This window comes from Pseudomonas sp. H3_A02 (assembly GCF_054671965.1).
Genome location: NZ_CP162807.1, coordinates 4,994,319 through 5,011,218, shown reverse-complemented (window position 1 = coordinate 5,011,218; position 16,900 = coordinate 4,994,319). Strand labels below are relative to the sequence as shown.

Here is a 16,900-nt window from a genome sequence, read left to right as displayed (position 1 = left end):
CGCCTAAGCCGTTTCTATCGCAGACGCGTGCCCAAGCGCGCGTCCAATGAATAGACTCCGCCGCCGCGCGCGACGATGTAGAGCGCCAGAAATCCCATCAGCACCGGAAACTCGATGCCTCGGTCTATCCAGGGCCATGTCGGCCCCAACGCGTAGCTGATGGCAACCATTTGAATGGCGATCAGCAGAGCGACGAGCCGCGTGCCGAGCCCTGTCGCCAGCATCAACGCCCCAGCCGTTTCCAGGAGCATGACCAGAAAGGCCAGCTGCGCAGCGAAAGGCAGTCCCATCACGTTCTGGATGAGGTTGATAGACGCGGCCATTGGATCGGCCATCGAGCCATGGGCGGTGCGCAGAACCTTTGGCAAGCCGTGGGTAAACAGGACGACGGCGAAGATGATTCGCAGCAAGGCGTACAGATACGGTTCGAAACCGGCGACCCGTGCAGTCACGGTCGCCAACAGGGAGCGCGGCGAGGATACGTCTTGAGTTGTCATTGGGAATCCCTGGCAGGGTGGCTTGAAGCACTGATGCATGACGTCGATAACGACCCCGGCGATGCGGGGTCGATGCGTCGCTGATGATTCACAGGCGCTATTGTCCTTTCGCCGGCAATCCCATCTTCGCCAACGTCAATGTTTCATCGGCGCGCCCCCAACCACCGTCGGCGACCTCTTCGACAAGGACCATGGTGAACGGCCGCACCTGCTCGCCAAAGTACTCGACGAACATTTGCGTGGTGCGATGGATGATCTCCTCCTTGCGGGCGTGGTCCAGGATTCCTTCGGGGAATTTGTAGTTGGCGAATGGCATCGGTTTGCTCCGTGGGTGTGAAACAGATTGGGCGGGCGAAGAACCCATGGCGCGCATTTTTCTTGTTTGGGCCCGGGAGATAAACCCTGTTGAGTTGCCATCTGAATTCAATAACCGAGAACAATCGGTACTGCGGATCACTTTCACGTGCCAGTCTCCCTACGGATTCGCGGCGTCATTGATTTTCGCCGCAAGAACCGGATAGCGGGTACTGCCCAGGTGCTCTCTTCTAGGCACTCACATCAAGAGGTGCCCATCATGAACTTTCGCATCACAGGCCTTGCCCCCGATCCATTCCGCGCACTGTTTGGATTGTCCGATGAAGCACTTGCATCGCGGGGGGTGAGGCGTTATGTCGTTGATCGTCAGCCAGGCTTTCCTGACCGCATAGAAATGAAAGACGCGGAGCTGGGACAACGCATGCTGTTACTGAACCATGTCAGCCAGCCGGCCAACTCGCCGTACCGTGCCTCTCATGCGGTTTTCATCCGGGAGGGCGCGAGCCAGGCTTACGATGCCGTCAACCAGGTGCCTGAGGTCATGCGCATTCGACTACTGTCCCTGCGTGCTTTTTCCGAAGAGGGGATGCTGCTCGACGCCGATGTGGTGGACGGACAGGCAATAGAACCTGTGATCACCCGGCTGTTTGCCAATCCTGAGGTCAGTTACATCCACGTTCATAATGCGAAGCAAGGGTGTTACTCGGGGCGGATAGATCGGGCGTAGAAAGGGGAGCCGATGTTTGCAGAGCTTGGTTTAAGCGGAGTGTCAAATGGCTGGAGCACATCGGTGATGTTGGTCAGGCTGCTGCAGACGATTTTGCCGATGGTCCTGCCTCTCACTGTTGACGCTGAGATTGCTCAGCAACAAGCCGACATTCAGTCGGCACGGAGCCAGGTCGCAAGCCTGCGAAAAACGCTGCCCATCGTCGCCAAGCTGGCGGATGACTACCAACATCTACTGGATAAACATTGAATGTGCATACGGTGGGCGGGGTAATTACACGGCCCAGCCTTGACTGACGTCAGTTAGTTGAAATAAAGCCGGGCAATCATCCTGTGGCAAGGGAGCTTGCTCCCGCTGGGTCGCGAAGCGGCCCTGTTTTGGGGCTGCTGCGTAGCCCAGCGGGAGCAAGCTCCCTCGCCACGGTTTGTGTGTTTCCTCGTGGCGTCCACTTAACTGGTCGGCATTAGGCTTCGGCCTCTTTTTCCATTCTCAACAGTCTTGGATTCGATTGACTCCCTCGCAACCTTGTCAGTGCGAATGACGCGGCTCACCACTACGAGCAATCACCCGCAGATGCAACGTCGCCGGCTCCAGGCACCCCCCGGTGGACAGTTGCCCCACCAGTTGCCGGTACAGTTCCTGCCAGGGCGTTTGCGAAGGCGGGATGTTCGGCGCCCATTCGAGTCGGCGCCGGGCCATCTCTTCGTCGTCGATCAGCAGGTTCACGGTGCGTGTATTCAAGTCCACTTTCAGCCGATCGTTGGTTTTTAACAACGCCAGGCCGCCACCCACGGCCGCTTCAGGGGACATGTTGAGGATCGATGGGCTCGCCGAGGTGCCGCTCTGGCGGCCGTCGCCCAGGCAGGGCAGGGAGTCGATGCCTTGTTTGATCAGTGCGGCCGGCGGGGCCATGTTCACCACCTCGGCGCTGCCGGGGTAGCCCACCGTGCCAACGCCGCGGATGACCAGGATGCAGCGTTCGTCGATGTCCAGCGCCGGGTCGTCGATGCGGGCGTGGTAATCCTCCGGTCCTTCGAACACGATGGCCCGGGCTTCGAAACTGTTCTCGGCGCCGGGCTCGGAGAGGTAGGTCTTGCGAAACGCCTCGCCCACCACCGACATCTTCATGATCGCGCTGTCGAAGAAGTTGCCACTGAGCACGATGAAACCGGCGCGGTGCTTGAGCGGGGTGTCGAAGGGATGGATCACATCGGCGTTGCTGGTCAGGCTGTTGCTGACGATTTCGCCGATGGTCTTGCCGCTGACCGTGGCGCAGTCTTCGTGCAGGCGTCCGGCTTTTTGCAGTTCATGCATGACCGAGGGCACGCCGCCGGCCCGATGGAACCCTTCGCCCAGGTACTTGCCCGCCGGCATGCAATTGACCAGCAGCGGCACGTCTTCGCCAATCCGTTGCCAGTCATCCAGGCTCAGCTCGACGCCCATGTGCCGAGCGATGGCGATCAGGTGCGGCGGGCAGTTACTCGAAGCACCCAGGGCCGAGGCGACGGCGATGGCGTTCTCGAAGGCCTGGCGGGTCATGATCTGTGACGGACGTATGTCTTGCAGCACCAGCTCGCAGATGCGCTTGCCGGTGGCATAGGCCATTTGCCCGCGCTCGCGATAGGGCGCCGGAATGCTCGCGCAACCCGGCAGCGACATGCCCAGGGCCTCGGCCAGGGCGTTCATCGACAAGGCGGTGCCCATGGTGTTGCAGTGACCCACCGATGGCGATGCCGCGGTGGTCATTTCCATGAAGCCTTCGTAGTCGATCTCGCCGGCGGCCATCAGGTTACGCGCGTGCCAGAGCACGGTGCCCGAGCCGATCAGTTCGCCCTTGTGATGGCCGTCGAGCATCGGCCCGCCGGAGAGGACAATGGCGGGCAGATCGGTGGTCGCCGCGGCCATCAGGCAGGCGGGCGTGGTCTTGTCGCAACCGGTGGTGAGCACCACGCCGTCCAACGGGTAGCCGTGGAGGATTTCCACCAGCCCCAGGTAGGCCAGGTTGCGGTCCAGGGCCGCGGTGGGGCGCCGCGACTGTTCGGCGATCGGGTGCACCGGGAATTCCATGGGGATGCCACCGGCGTCACGGATGCCGGCCTTGACCCGTTGGGCCAGTTCCAGGTGATGACGGTTGCAGGGAGTCAGGTCGCTGCCGGTTTGGGCGATGCCGATGATCGGTCGTCCCGACTGCAGCTCTTCGCGGGTCATGCCGTAGTTCATGTAGCGTTCGACATACAGGGCGGTCATGTCCGCATGGGCCGGGTCATTGAACCATTGCTCACTGCGCAGGCGGCGTTTTGGCGTGTCACTCATGATTCAGGTCTCTCTTGTAATGGGATGAATCGGTCACGGTCGTGGTTCAGCGCCCCAGCAGTCCGCGGGCGGAGAGGTTGCGCAACAAGGCACTGACGCCAAAGGTCCAGGGGGCCGCGTCGCAGCTGTGTGTCACCTGGTTATGCAGGCTGCCGAGCAACGGGCTGCTGATGCTGACCCGGTCCCCGCGCTTGTGGGTGAAACCGCTGCCGGGATGGTCGCGGTCTTCGGTGGGGGCGAACAGGGTACCGAGAAACAGCACAAAACCATCCGGATATTGGTGGTTGGCGTTGAGCGTCTGGCCTACCAGGTCCTGCGGGTCACGGCTGATCTGGCTCATGGAGCTCGAACCGTGCAGGCGGTAGCCATCTTCGCCTTGTACCTGGAGATCGACCACGCAGGCGCGGACGTCATCCAGGCTGAAGCGTTCGTCAAACAGGCGAATGAATGGCCCGATGGCGCAGGACGCGTTGTTGTCCTTGGCCTTGCTCAGCAACAGCGCGCTGCGACCTTCGATGTCTCGCAGGTTGACGTCGTTGCCCAGGGTGGCGCCGTGGATCTGGCCACGGCTGTTCACCGCCAGCACCACTTCCGGTTCCGGGTTGTTCCATTGCGATATCGGATGAATGCCGATGCGGCTGCCGCTGCCCACGGCGGCCAGGACCGGCGCCTTGGTGAAGATCTCCGCATCCGGGCCGATGCCGACTTCTAGGTACTGCGACCACATGCCTTGTTCGATGAGCAAGGCTTTCAGGCGCATGGCTTGCTCGGAACCCGGCACGATGGCGCGCAGGTTGTCGCCGATCACGCCGTGTACGGTGGCGCGTACGGCCTCGGCTCTTGCCGCGTCGCCGCCGGCCTGTTCCTCGATCACCCGCTCAATCATGCTGGCGGCGAAGGTCACACCGGCGGCCTTGATCACTTGCAAGTCCAGTGGCGGCAACAGATACGGCTTGGTCGGGTCGGCATGAACGCCGGTGTTGGCCAGCAGCGCTTCGACGCTGGCGATGAAAGTGCCGGGTGTCTGCCTGACGGCGGCCAGGGGGGACTCTGTTTCCAGCAAGTCACTCAATGTCGCAAAACGTTCTGACAGGTCGAACACCCCGTCACTGCGCAGCACCACGGGGGAAGGTCCGGCGATACGGCCAGGCACCCAGGCACGACCAATCAGGGTGCCGGCGACGCTATCGACGGGCAGGGTGTTCTCGGGAGTAAGCATCAGCGACATGGGCAGTCTTCCTGGTTCGTAAAGCTTTCAAGCTAGGGCGCGCAGTTGATGAACTCCAATGAGATATATTCAGTATCTGATAACGTCCGGTTATTGCATCGTCGAGGATTGCCCATGTCCGATCTGTCTTTCTCCAGCTTCTGCGGCTGGCTCAAATTCCGCCATCTGCTGCTGATCGATACCTTGGGGCGCACCTGCAACATGCATTTGGCGGCCGAGCAGATGAACCTCAGCCAGCCGGCCGTGAGCAAGATGCTCAAGGAAATCGAAAGCCTGCTCGGCTTCGCCCTGTTCGAACGCCGACCCCGGAGCATGCCGCCCACCGCACTGGGCGAACATGTGTTGCGTTACGCGCAGATCGCCTTGAACGACGCACGTTCGTTCGTCGAGCAAATCAGCAGCCTGCGCGAAGGTGGCCATGGCTACCTCAAGGTCGGCGGTATCTTTGCCGCAACGGCGGTGGCCTTGCCCGAGGCGATCCTGCAGATCAAGCAACGCTGGCCCTTGCTGTCCATCGAGGTGGTGGAGCAGACCAGCAACCATTTGATGAAGATGCTTGAAGAGAAAAAGCTCGATCTGGCGGTGGCCCGGTTTACCGAGCAAAGCCAGCACCAGCGCTACGACTTCCAACCCCTGGCCCCGGAACCGTTCTGCATCGTGGTCAATGACCGCCATCCGCTGGCGAATGCCGGGCCGACATCCTTGCAGCAACTGGTGGACCTGCCGTGGATTCTCTACCCGATCGGTACGCCGATCCGCGCACGCATGGAACTGGCCTTTGCCGAAGCCGGGGTGGGGATGCCGCGCAACACCATCGACACCATTTCCATGCAGACCTTCCTCCAGGTGCTGCAACGCGGGCCCATGATCGGCATGCTGCCCAATGCCATGGTCGACCCTCTGCTCGAAAGCGGTCAACTCAAGACCCTCGATACTCCGCTGCACCTGGTGCCGCAGGACTACGGCATCCTCACGCGAAAGGATGAGCCATTGGTGGGCGCGGCGCTGGAGTTTGCCGATATCCTCAAGGACAACGCCCGTCTGAGCCGTTGAATGTGCCGCCGCCATCGCGAGCAAGCTCGCTCCCACAGGGGACGGGAGTGTCGCGAATCTCTCAGCCAACACGAAACATCTGTGGGAGCGAGCTTGCTCGCGATGGCGGAGGATCAGCCTGCACCGAACCCTGTGGCGAGGGAGCTTGCTCCCGCTGGGCTGCGCAGTAGCCCCCTTGCCAAACCCAAGTCTCGATAACAATACGTTATCGACTAATCCAAAAATGCCATTGGGAAAGAATCGATTCCCGACAGTAGAGTCCTCGTTCAATCGCCGGATGATTCGTTCATTCGACGTGACCCAATAAAAACAATCAGGGGTTACCTCATGCAAACCATCTCCGAGCAGTTGCCCGCTCAGGCGCAAGCCGGCGAGCTCGATTTTGAAGACCGGACCTACCGCAAGGTCATCTGGCGGATCCTGCCCGTGTTGCTGTTGTGCTACATGGCGGCATACCTCGATCGGGTGAACATCGGGTTCGCCAAGCTCGACATGCTCAACGAGCTGCAATTCAGCAACACCGTGTATGCCTTGGGCGCCAGTATGTTTTTCTGGGGCTATTTCCTCTTCGAAGTGCCCAGCAACCTGTTGCTGCATCGCTTTGGCGCACGGTTCTGGATCGCCCGGATCATGCTCAGTTGGGCGGTGATCTCCATGGCCGTGGCCTACACCGTACCGCTGGCGGCTTTCTTCCACCTCGAATCGAGCACGATGTTCTATGTGCTGCGCTTCCTCTTGGGCATCTGTGAAGCGGGCTTTTTCCCTGGCGTGATCCTCTACCTCAACTACTGGTTTCCGACCCACCGCCAGAGCCGGGTGATGTCCGGGTTCCTGCTGGCGCTACCGGTCAGCCTGACCTTGGGCGGCATACTCTCCGGTTGGCTGATGAACAGCATGCAAGGGGTGCATGGTTTGTCTGGCTGGCAATGGATGCTGCTCATCGAAGGCATTCCGTCGATCATCATGGCGTTCGTGGTGATCGTCTGTCTGGCCGACAACATCGACAAAGCCAAATGGCTGACCGTCGCGGAAAAAGCCCTGCTCAAGGCCAATCTGCAAACCGACAACCAGGGCAAGGCCACGCGCTTGAGCGAAGTGTTCTTCAACCCTCGGGTGTGGTTGCTGGTGTTGATCCTGCTGACCTTCAACACCGGCTTCTATGGCCTGGCGTTCTGGATGCCGTCGATCATCAAGAGCACCGGCATCACCAACAGCTTGCACATCGGTCTGCTCACCGCCATCCCTTACTCGGTGGCGGTGGTGGCGATGCTGCTTAATGCCCGGCACTCCAACCGCACCGGTGAGCGGCGCTTGCATGCGGCGATTCCGGCGTTTATTGGTGGCGTCGGCCTGATCCTCAGTGCCTTTTTCGCTGACAACCTGGTGTTGTCCGTGCTCTTCCTCAGCGTCTCCGCTTCGGGGATCCTCAGCCTGATGCCGATTTTCTGGACCCTGCCGGGTACCGTGCTGTCGGGCGTCGCCGCCGCAGCCGGCATTGGCATGATCAACGCCATCGGCAACCTGTCCGGCTTTACCGGCTCGATGATCACCGCTGTGGCCGAAACCCTCACGGGCAACATCAACAACGGCACTTATGTGCTCGCCTTGTGTCTTTTGGTCAGCGGCGGGTTGATCTTGGCCATCCCTGCCTCGATGCTCGGCAGGACCCCTAAGCAGGCCATCACGGCAGCGCAACTGGAGACCGCATGAGTCTACAAAACAAGCGCGTGCTGGTGACGGCTGCGGGGCAGGGCATTGGCTTGGCCAGCGCCCTTGCCTTCGCCCGGGCCGGGGCCGAGGTGTTCGCCACTGACATCGATATCCATGCACTGGCGGGGATCGAAGGAATCACCGCCATGCCCCTGGACGTCACGTCGACCGCTGCCATCAGCGCCGCTTGCGAACGTATCGGCGGGCTCGATGTGCTGTTCAACTGCGCAGGCTACGTGCACAGCGGCAATATTCTGGAATGCGATGAAGCGGCCTGGGCGCGTTCGATGGACCTCAATGTCACGGCCATGTACCGGATGATCCGCATATTCCTGCCGGGCATGCTGGCCCGTGGCGGTGGCTCGATCATCAACATGTCGTCGGTCGCCTCCAGTATCAAGGGCGTGCCCAATCGCTTCGCCTATGCGACCAGCAAGGCGGCGGTGGTGGGGCTGACCAAATCCGTCGCCATCGACTTCGTCAGCCAGGGCATCCGTTGCAACGCGATATGCCCGGGCACCGTGGATTCGCCTTCGCTGCGCCAGCGCATCGCCGACCAGGCCATGCAACAGGGCGTCGATGAGGCGCAGGTCTACCGGCAATTTCTCGACCGCCAGCCCATGGGGCGTATCGGCAGCACCGAGGAAATCGCGCAATTGGCGGTGTACCTGGGCAGCGATGCGTCCGCCTACACCACCGGGGCGGTGCACGTGATTGATGGCGGCATGAGCCTCTGAATTTTCAATTGAGCAGGAGCACTTCATGAAACTGTTGCGTTACGGCGAAAAAGGTTCGGAAAAACCCGGGCTGCTGGATGATGACAATCAAATCCGCGACCTCTCGGGCCATGTGCCGGACATCGCCGGACAGGTCCTGGGCGCGGAGAGCTTGGCAGCGCTCGCCGCCCTGGACCTGCGCAGCTTGCCGCTCGTGGTCGGCCAGCCGCGCATCGGTGCTTGTGTCGGCCAGGTCGGCAAATTCATCTGCATCGGCCTGAACTATGCCGACCATGCCGCCGAGTCGAACATGGAGGTGCCGAAAGAGCCGATCATCTTCAACAAATGGACCAGTGCCATTTGCGGGCCGAACGACGACATCCAGATCCCCCGTGGGTCGCTCAAGACCGATTGGGAAGTCGAACTGGGCGTGGTCATCGGTAAAGGCGGGCGCTACATCGACGAAGCCAATGCCATGGAGCATGTCGCTGGCTACTGCGTCATTAACGATGTGTCCGAGCGCGAGTGGCAGCTGGAGCGCGGTGGCACCTGGGACAAGGGTAAGGGTTTCGACACCTTCGGTCCTCTCGGGCCCTGGTTGGTGACCCGGGACGAAATCGCCGACCCCCATACGCTGGACCTGTGGCTGGAGGTTGACGGACACCGCTATCAGAACGGCAATACCCGGACGCTGATCTTCAGCGTGCCGCAGCTGATTGCCTACCTGAGCCGGTGCATGAGCCTGCAACCCGGCGACGTCATCTCGACCGGCACACCACCGGGTGTTGGCCTGGGCATCAAGCCCAACCCGGTGTTCCTGCGGCCGGGCCAGACCATTCGCCTGGGGATCGAGGGGTTGGGCGAACAGCGCCAGGTCACGGTGCAGGCGGACTGATGGTTGGGCTTGCTGCCGCCTTCGCGAGCAAGCTCGCTCCCACAGGGGGAGCGCGGTCTCACCAAGAAACAGGTCGGCTGTAAGGCTGCCTTCGCGAGCAGGCTCGCTCCCACAATGGATCAGGGCATGGCCGGAGAAACAGGTCGGCTGTAAGGCCGCCTTCGCGAGCAAGCCCGCTCCCACAGGGGGAACGCGGTCTCACCAAGAACCAGGTCGGCTATCAGGCCGCCTCGTGGTGGACGTTGATCTCGGCGCCCCGTTAACCACGCTGGCCGAACGCAGGCATTGTGGAGTGGGCATCCCGGCATGGATGCCGGGATAGCCGCGCTGGGCCATGGATGGCCCTTCGCGGCGGGCCCACGGAGCAATGCCTTCGTTCGGGCACACCGAGCCTAGGCGAGGTGCCGAGCCTAGGCGAGGTGCCGAGTGGTGGGGCAGAAGCGTTTTGGTTACTTTTGACTGGGCCGGCTTCCGGGCTCTTCAAAAGTGACCCGCTGTAAAAGCGGAACCCTAAGCAGCCGTTACCGCAGCAATGGATATGTACTCAATCACCAACATCCAGGCCAGCCGCGAGGCCGCCATCGCGAGCAAGCTCGCTCCCACAATGGGAACAGAGTACGACCGGGAGAACCAGGCCGGCTATAAGGCCTAGCCTCACTTGGCATCAACACGCCTGACACGCTTCATCACCACCACAAAAAACACCGGCACGAACACCACCGCCAGCGTGGCGCTGATCATCCCGCCGATCACCCCGGTGCCGATGGCCTGCTGGCTCGCCGAGCTGGCCCCGGTGGCAATCGCCAGCGGCACCACGCCAAGGATGAACGCCAGCGAAGTCATGATGATCGGTCGCAAGCGCAGGCGGGCGGCCTCAAGCGTTGCGTCGATCAGATCGTGGCCGTCGTCGTACAGGCTCTTGGCGAACTCAATGATCAGGATCGCGTTCTTCGCCGACAGACCGATGATGGTGATCAGCCCGATCTTGAAGAACACATCGTTGGGCATGCCGCGCAACGACACGGCCAATACCGCACCCAGCACCCCCAGCGGCACCACCAGCAACACCGAGGTCGGAATCGACCAGCTCTCGTACAGCGCCGCCAGGCACAGGAACACCACCAGCAGCGACAGCCCCAACAGGATCGGCGCCTGGCTGCCGGACAAGCGTTCTTGCAAGGACAACCCGGTCCATTCCTGGCCCAGGCCCGTCGGCCCCTGGGCCACCAGCCGTTCGATTTCGGCCATGGCTTGCCCGGTGCTGTAGCCCGGTGCCGGTTCGCCGGAAATGCTCACCGCCGGATAACCGTTATACCGGGTCAATTGCGCCGGCCCCTGGGTCCAGCGGGCCTGGACGAATGCCGACAACGGAACCATTTTCCCGCTGTTGTTGCGCACGTGGATCTTCAATAAGTCTTCGACCTGGCTGCGCTGGTCGCCCTCGGCCTGGACCACCACCCGCTGCATGCGTCCCTGGTTGGGGAAGTCGTTGATGTAGGCCGAACCCACCGCCGTGGACAACACACTGCCAACATCGGCAAAGGAAATGCCCAGGGCATTGGCCTGCTTGCGGTCGACCTCCAATTGCACCTGCGGCGCTTCGGCCAGGGCGCTTTCGCGCACATTCATCAGCATCGGGCTTTTTTCGGCGGCGGCGAGCAATTCGCTGCGGGCCTGCATCAAGGTGGCATGGCCGAGGCCACCCCGGTCCTGCAAACGGAACTCGAAACCGCTGGAAGTGCCCAGGCCATCCACGGGTGGTGGCAGCACCGAGAACGCCATGGCGTCCTTGATTTGACCCAGCGCCAGATTGGCACGGTCGGCGATCGACGCCGCCGAATCCTCGGCACCGCGCTGCGACCAGTCCTTCAGGGTGGTGAAGGCCAGGGCCGCGTTCTGCCCACTGCCGGAGAAGCTGAAACCGAGAATGATCGTGCTGTCGCCGACCCCCGGCTCGCCGGCGTTGTGGGCTTCGATCTGCTCCACCACCTGCACCGTCCGGTTTTTACTCGCGCCCGGTGGCAACTGGATGTCGGTGATGGTGTAGCCCTGGTCTTCCACCGGCAGAAACGAGGAGGGCAGGCGACTGAACAGCAGGCCCATGCCCACCAGCAGCACGCCGTAGATCAGCAGATAACGGCCGCTGCGTTTCAGCGCATAGGCCACCCAACCCTGATAGCGGTCGCCGAATCGGTCGAAGCCACGGTTGAACCAGCCGAAGAAACCGCTTTTGGCGTGGTGGTCACCCGGGGCGACCGGCTTGAGCAAGGTCGCGCAAAGCGCCGGGGTCAAGGTCAGGGCGAGAAAGGCCGAGAACAGGATCGACGTCGCCATGGACAGCGAGAACTGCTGATAAATCACCCCCACCGAGCCCTGCATGAACGCCATCGGAAGGAACACCGCCACCAGCACCAGGGTGATGCCGATGATGGCACCGGTGATCTGCCCCATGGCCTTGCGCGTGGCCTCTTTGGGCGACAAGCCTTCCTGGGCCATGATCCGCTCGACGTTCTCCACCACCACGATGGCATCGTCCACCAGGATGCCGATGGCCAGCACCATGCCGAACATGGTCAGCACGTTGATCGAGAACCCCAGCGCGAGCATCGTCGCGAAGGTGCCCATCAACGCCACCGGCACCACCAGGGTCGGGATCAGGGTGTAGCGGATGTTCTGCAGGAACAGGAACATCACCGCGAATACCAGCAGCATCGCTTCGCCGAGGGTATAGATCACTTTGGTGATCGAGACTTTGACGAAGGGGGAGGTGTCGTAGGGAATCTTGTATTCCACGCCAGCCGGGAAGTAGCGCGACAGCTCGTCCATCTTGTTGCGCACCAGGGTCGCGGTGTTCAAGGCATTGGCGCCCGGCGACAGTTGCACCGCCACCGCGGTGGACGGCTTGCCGTTCAGGCGCGTGGAAAACTGGTATTCCTGGCTGCCGATTTCCACCCGGGCCACGTCGGCGATGCGCACCGTCGAGCCATCGGGGTTGGCCTTGAGCACAATGTCGGCAAATTCTTGAGGCGTGTTGAGCTGGCCTTTGACGACGATGGTCGCGGTGATTTCCTGGGTGCTGCGGCTCGGCAAATCCCCCAGGCTGCCGGCCGATACCTGGGCGTTCTGCGCCACGATGGCGGCATTGACGTCGGCCGGGGTCAGGTTGAAGCCGACGAGTTTCTGCGGGTCGATCCAGATCCGCATGGCTCGCTCGGCCCCGTACAGCTGGGCCTTGCCGACACCGTCCAGGCGCTTGATCTCGTTCATCACGTTGCGCGCCAGGTAATCGCTGAGGGCCACGTCGTCGAGCTTGCCGTCGCTGGAGGTGAGGGTGATCAGCAGCAGGAAGCCGGCGGAGACTTTGTCCACCTGCAAGCCCTGCTGCGTGACCGCTTGCGGCAGGCGCGACTCCACCGCTTTGAGGCGGTTCTGCACGTCGACCTGGGCCAGTTCCGGGTTGGTCCCGGGTTGGAAGGTCGCGGTGATGGTGGCGCTGCCCAGGCTGCTTTGGGATTCGAAATACAGCAGGTTGTCGGCGCCGTTGAGTTCTTCCTCGATCAGGCTGACCACGCTTTCGTCCACGGTTTGCGCCGAGGCGCCCGGGTACACGGTATAGATCTCGATCTGTGGCGGGGCCACGACCGGGTATTGCGCCACCGGCAGCTGTGGAATGGCCAAGACACCAGACAACAGAATGAACAGCGCGACGACCCAGGCGAATACCGGACGGTCGATGAAAAATTGCGGCATGGCTTAGTGTCCTGCCTGTGGCCCGGGAACCTGGGCGAGGGGAAGAGGGGAATCGTCGACTCGGACCTGCTCGCCGGGACGGGCGTGTTGCAGACCCTCGATGACGATGCGGTCGCCGGGTTTCAAACCGTGGGTGACGACCCAGCGATCGTTTTGCGCAGCGCCCAGTTGCACCGGTTGCTGGCTGACCTTCTGCTCGGCGTCCAGCAGCAAGACCTGGGCAACTCCGGCGCTGTCGCGCAGGATGGCCCGTTGCGGCACGGTGATGCCCTGGCTGTTGACTGCTTGTTCGAGGCGCACGCGGATGAAACTGCCCGGCAGCAGGTCCAGGTCCGGGTTGGGGAACTCGCTGCGCAGGGTGATCTGGCCGGTGCTCGGATCAACGCTGAGGTCGGTGAACAGCAACTTGCCGGGCAACGGATAAGGGCTGCCGTCGTCCTGGATCAAGGTGGCCTTGGCCTGGTCCTGGCCGACCGCTTGCAAAAGCCCCGCGCGAAAGGCGCGGCGCAGGTCGTTGAGTTCGCGGGTCGATTGCGTGAGGTCGGCGTGGATCGGGTCCAGTTGCTGGATCAGCGCCAACGGCGTGCTTTCGTTCTGCCCCACCAAGGCGCCTTCAGTCACCAGGGCGCGCCCGATGCGTCCGGAAATCGGTGCGGTCACCGTGGCGTACCCCAGGTTCAGTTTCGCCCGTTCCACCGCGGCCTTGTTGGCGGCGACGTCCGCGGCCGTCTGGCGCACGCTGGCCCGGGCATTGTCGTAATCCTGGCCACTGATCGCCTTGTCGTCGATCAACTGGGCGTAACGTTGTGCCTGCAAACGGGCCTGGAACGCATTGGCCTCGGCCTTGCGCAACGCCGCCTCGGCACTGTCCAGGTCGGCCTTGAACGGTGCCGGATCGATGCGAAACAGCACCTCACCCTGTTTGACGTCGCGACCCTCATGAAACACCCGCTGCAAGACCACGCCGGCCACCCGTGCCCGGACTTCGGCGACCCGTGGCGCGGCGATCCGGCCGCTCAGCTCGTTGCTGATCGACAGTGGCCGGGCCTGGACGGTTTCGACACGCACGCTTGCCAGCGGGGCGGAGGCTTGCGGAGTCGAGGCGCTATCACAGCCACTGAGCAGCAGCGCGCCGACCAACAGGCTCAGTGTGACAAAAGGAATCTTGGACATGGTGCTTCCCCACTATTGAGCCGCCCATGGTAGGGATCGAAGCCAGTGCCAGGGGTGAAGCTTTGTAGGCGCTCTGTGAAATTGTGTAATCCCCCTTAAGTCCGAAAGTGACCCACCAACTTTTGCTGATGGTTGGCCATGGCATGCAGCGAGTGGCTGGCCTGCGAGGCTTCTTCCATCCGGCTGGTCAAGGTCTCGCTGATCCCGCGAATGTCGCTGACGCGATGACTGATGTCTTCCACGACAGCGCTTTGCTCCAGAGCGGCGCTGGCGATCTGCTGGTTCATGTGTTCGATCACTTCCACGGCGTCGGTGATGTGTTGCAGCGCCACATGGGTCTTTTCGACTTGAGCGACGCTGTCCCTGGCCTGTTCGCGGCTCAGTTGGGTGCTGTGCACGACCTCCTGGCTCAACTGTTGTAGTGCTTCGATCACCGTGCGTATCTGCTCGACCGAGTTCTGGGTGTTGCTGGCCAAATGGCGAACTTCGTCGGCCACCACGGCGAAGCCGCGCCCTTGTTCACCCGCCCTGGCTGCTTCGATGGCGGCATTCAAGGCCAGCAGGTTGGTCTGTTGGGCAATGGCACAGATCACGTCCAGCACCTGGCCGATGTGCTGGCTGTTGCCGGCCAGCGCCTGCACTTGCTCGAGGGTGGTTTCCAGGCGCCGGTCTAGGCTGTCGATGCTGGTGACCGCGTTGGCGAACAATTCCCGTCCCGATCGGCTTGCGTTCTCAGCGACGGTGGCGGCATCGGCCGCCTGGTTGGAATGGCGAGCCACTTCCTGGGCGCTGGTGCTCATTTCATGCAGGGCGGTTGCTGCCAGCTCGACTTCCCGGTACTGCGTGTGCATGCCCGCGCTGACTTCCCGGGCCACTTGCGCCGACGTATCGGCGGTGTCGCGGGTGTCCAGGGAGGCTTGCTGGATATCGCGGATGATGGGTTGCAACTTGTCGAGAAAGCGATTGAAACCCTGCGCCAGATGGCCCAGCTCATCGTGGCGGTCGTTGGGCAGGCGCTGGGTGAGATCGCCGTCGCCGTCGACAATCGCATCGAGCATCTGCGCCACCCGCAGCAGCGGCCGGGTCACGCCGTAAGCGGTGAGCCAGATGAGTAACAGTCCCAGGCCGGCAGCCAGCAAGCCCAGGCTGAGGTTGAACCAATTGGCCTGGCGATGCTTGTCGTCCAACTGCGCCTGCATGTGCAGGGCTGGCGCTTGCACAAGCGCTTGTGGCACGCGTATCTGCAATTGCCAGGGGGTATTGGCGGGAGTGGTTTGCACGGCTTGGCGAACGTCGATGGAGGTGCCGTCAACCTCGCCGCTATGGCCGGCAATTTGTCCTGACGGGGAAAGAATGTTGATCTCGCTGTGGCCGGGATACAGGTCGTTGGCAAGGCTGGCGGCGAGTTGCTGGAGGGTATCGAGGCTGATGTCCATGCCCACCACGCCGATGACTTTGCCCTGGTCCAGCAACGGTATGGAGATGCTGCTCATCAACGTCTTCTGGCCTTCGACTTCGATCGCGTAGGGCTCTGTCACGCAGGTGCGCCCCTGGGTCTGCGGGCAGACGTACCAGGCGTTGGCTGGCTCGCTGCCCGGTGGGGCGGTGTTGGCGCTGATCTGGGCTTCGCTGAGCACCTCTTGTACCAGATGCCCGGGTTGGCTTTGCGACCAGTACAGGGCGAAGCGACCTTTTTCATTGCCGGCCAGATCGCGTTGTCCAGCGAAACCGGCATCTTCACCGACCAGTGCGTCGGGAAGCAGCACCACGTAGAAACCGAGGACTTTTTCGCGGTTCTGAAGGGCCTGGCGGGTCGCGGCGATCAGGTCCCGGCGCAGTTGCCCTGGCGTCAGTCGCCCGTTCCACGCCTGGGTACGCAGTTGCAGGACCTGTTGGGCAAAGCCTTCCCCATAGATCGCCGTTTCGCTGAAAAACCGTTCCACCCGCTGACCGTGTGCCAGGCCCTGTGCCTGCAGACCTTCCAGGGCCGAGCGCCCGAGCAGTTGACTGCTTTGCTGCTTGAGCAGGGTGGCGCCTTGCTCGTTCTGATACAGGGAGGCTCCGGTCAGTGCCCCGACGACGGCCAGCAGGCACAGCCCACTCAGGAGCGTGATCCGCCATTGGATAGAGAGACGAGCGAAGAACATGCTGAGAGTTTCCTGCGCTTAGGGGCTTTTATTGTTTTGGGCCCAGCGCTGTCTGAGCGGTGGGCGAGGTTATCTTGCGGCAGGAGGCATTTTCCCGTTATCCCGAATCGGCAGCCGTTGTGCGCTGGCATGGGGCCAATGCGGTTCACTTAGTAGGGCGACGACGTCCCTGTGGTGAGGGGATTTATCCCCGCTGGGCTGCGCAGCAGCCCTAAGACAGCGAACTCAACCTTCCTGGCACACCGAGCAGCATGGTTTGGGGGCCGCTTCGCAGCCCAGCGGGGATAAATCCCCTCGCCACAAGGGCTGACCTGTTTTGGGGCACCGCCTCGGATGCTGCCGTTTTGGGATAGCGAAGGGTTTCGGCCAGGGCCTA

At 62.1% G+C, this 16,900-nt stretch carries 12 protein-coding genes and 2 pseudogenes; 6 read left to right on the top strand and 8 right to left on the bottom strand.

Going from position 1 to position 16,900, the window contains the following annotated elements; translation table 11 throughout:
- Positions 1–14 precede the first annotated feature (14 nt).
- Positions 15–497 (bottom strand): DoxX family protein, encoded by a 483-nt coding sequence (locus AB4N80_RS21975; protein ID WP_122568386.1) that lies wholly within the window; start codon positions 495–497, stop codon positions 15–17.
- 97 nt (positions 498–594) lie between these two features.
- Complete coding sequence (locus AB4N80_RS21970; protein ID WP_122568387.1) at positions 595–813, bottom strand: tautomerase family protein; 219 nt, start codon at positions 811–813, stop codon at positions 595–597.
- 258 nt (positions 814–1,071) lie between these two features.
- Here AB4N80_RS21970 and AB4N80_RS21965 point away from each other — a divergent pair, with 258 nt between their 5' ends.
- Complete coding sequence (locus AB4N80_RS21965; RefSeq protein WP_305470636.1) at positions 1,072–1,539, top strand: DUF1203 domain-containing protein; 468 nt, start codon at positions 1,072–1,074, stop codon at positions 1,537–1,539.
- 12 nt (positions 1,540–1,551) lie between these two features.
- Positions 1,552–1,788, top strand: coding sequence for a hypothetical protein (locus tag AB4N80_RS21960; RefSeq protein WP_163006827.1), 237 nt, complete (start codon positions 1,552–1,554; stop codon positions 1,786–1,788).
- Between the two features lie 279 nt (positions 1,789–2,067).
- Here the strand turns inward: AB4N80_RS21960 and AB4N80_RS21955 are convergent, their stop codons facing one another.
- Together AB4N80_RS21955 and AB4N80_RS21950 are read right to left on the bottom strand one after the other, a co-directional pair.
- Positions 2,068–3,852, bottom strand: coding sequence for an IlvD/Edd family dehydratase (locus AB4N80_RS21955; RefSeq protein ID WP_460078793.1), 1,785 nt, complete (start codon positions 3,850–3,852; stop codon positions 2,068–2,070).
- A gap of 46 nt (positions 3,853–3,898) precedes the next feature.
- Positions 3,899–5,080 (bottom strand): fumarylacetoacetate hydrolase family protein, encoded by a 1,182-nt coding sequence (locus AB4N80_RS21950; protein ID WP_460078791.1) that lies wholly within the window; start codon positions 5,078–5,080, stop codon positions 3,899–3,901.
- Between the two features lie 114 nt (positions 5,081–5,194).
- Here AB4N80_RS21950 and AB4N80_RS21945 point away from each other — a divergent pair, with 114 nt between their 5' ends.
- The 4 genes from AB4N80_RS21945 to AB4N80_RS21930 all read left to right on the top strand — a co-directional run bounded on the left by AB4N80_RS21945 (position 5,195) and on the right by AB4N80_RS21930 (position 9,454).
- A complete protein-coding gene (locus AB4N80_RS21945; protein WP_122568391.1) occupies positions 5,195–6,133 on the top strand; it encodes a LysR family transcriptional regulator in 939 nt (312 codons plus the stop codon).
- Between the two features lie 327 nt (positions 6,134–6,460).
- Entirely contained in the window at positions 6,461–7,843 is a 1,383-nt protein-coding gene (locus AB4N80_RS21940) for an MFS transporter (RefSeq protein WP_122568392.1), read from the top strand.
- Positions 7,840–8,580, top strand: a complete 741-nt coding sequence (locus AB4N80_RS21935; RefSeq protein ID WP_122568393.1) for an SDR family oxidoreductase — start codon at positions 7,840–7,842, stop codon at positions 8,578–8,580. Before AB4N80_RS21940 ends, AB4N80_RS21935 begins: the two co-directional genes overlap by 4 nt.
- Before the next feature lie 25 nt (positions 8,581–8,605).
- Positions 8,606–9,454 carry an ureidoglycolate lyase gene (locus AB4N80_RS21930; protein ID WP_460078787.1) on the top strand — a complete coding sequence of 283 codons (849 nt, stop codon included), beginning with the start codon at positions 8,606–8,608 and terminating at the stop codon, positions 9,452–9,454.
- A gap of 654 nt (positions 9,455–10,108) precedes the next feature.
- Here the strand turns inward: AB4N80_RS21930 and AB4N80_RS21925 are convergent.
- From AB4N80_RS21925 to AB4N80_RS21910, 4 genes and pseudogenes are all read right to left on the bottom strand, one after another.
- Positions 10,109–13,204: an efflux RND transporter permease subunit gene (locus AB4N80_RS21925; protein ID WP_122566328.1), complete on the bottom strand. Its 3,096-nt coding sequence runs from the start codon at positions 13,202–13,204 to the stop codon at positions 10,109–10,111.
- Between the two features lie 3 nt (positions 13,205–13,207).
- Positions 13,208–14,377: an efflux RND transporter periplasmic adaptor subunit gene (locus AB4N80_RS21920; RefSeq protein WP_122566329.1), complete on the bottom strand. Its 1,170-nt coding sequence runs from the start codon at positions 14,375–14,377 to the stop codon at positions 13,208–13,210.
- A 95-nt stretch (positions 14,378–14,472) separates the two neighbouring features.
- Positions 14,473–15,069, bottom strand: a pseudogene (locus AB4N80_RS21915) (methyl-accepting chemotaxis protein); the annotation flags it as partial.
- Between the two features lie 309 nt (positions 15,070–15,378).
- A pseudogene (locus AB4N80_RS21910) lies at positions 15,379–16,524 on the bottom strand (cache domain-containing protein); the annotation flags it as partial.
- Positions 16,525–16,900 lie beyond the last annotated feature (376 nt).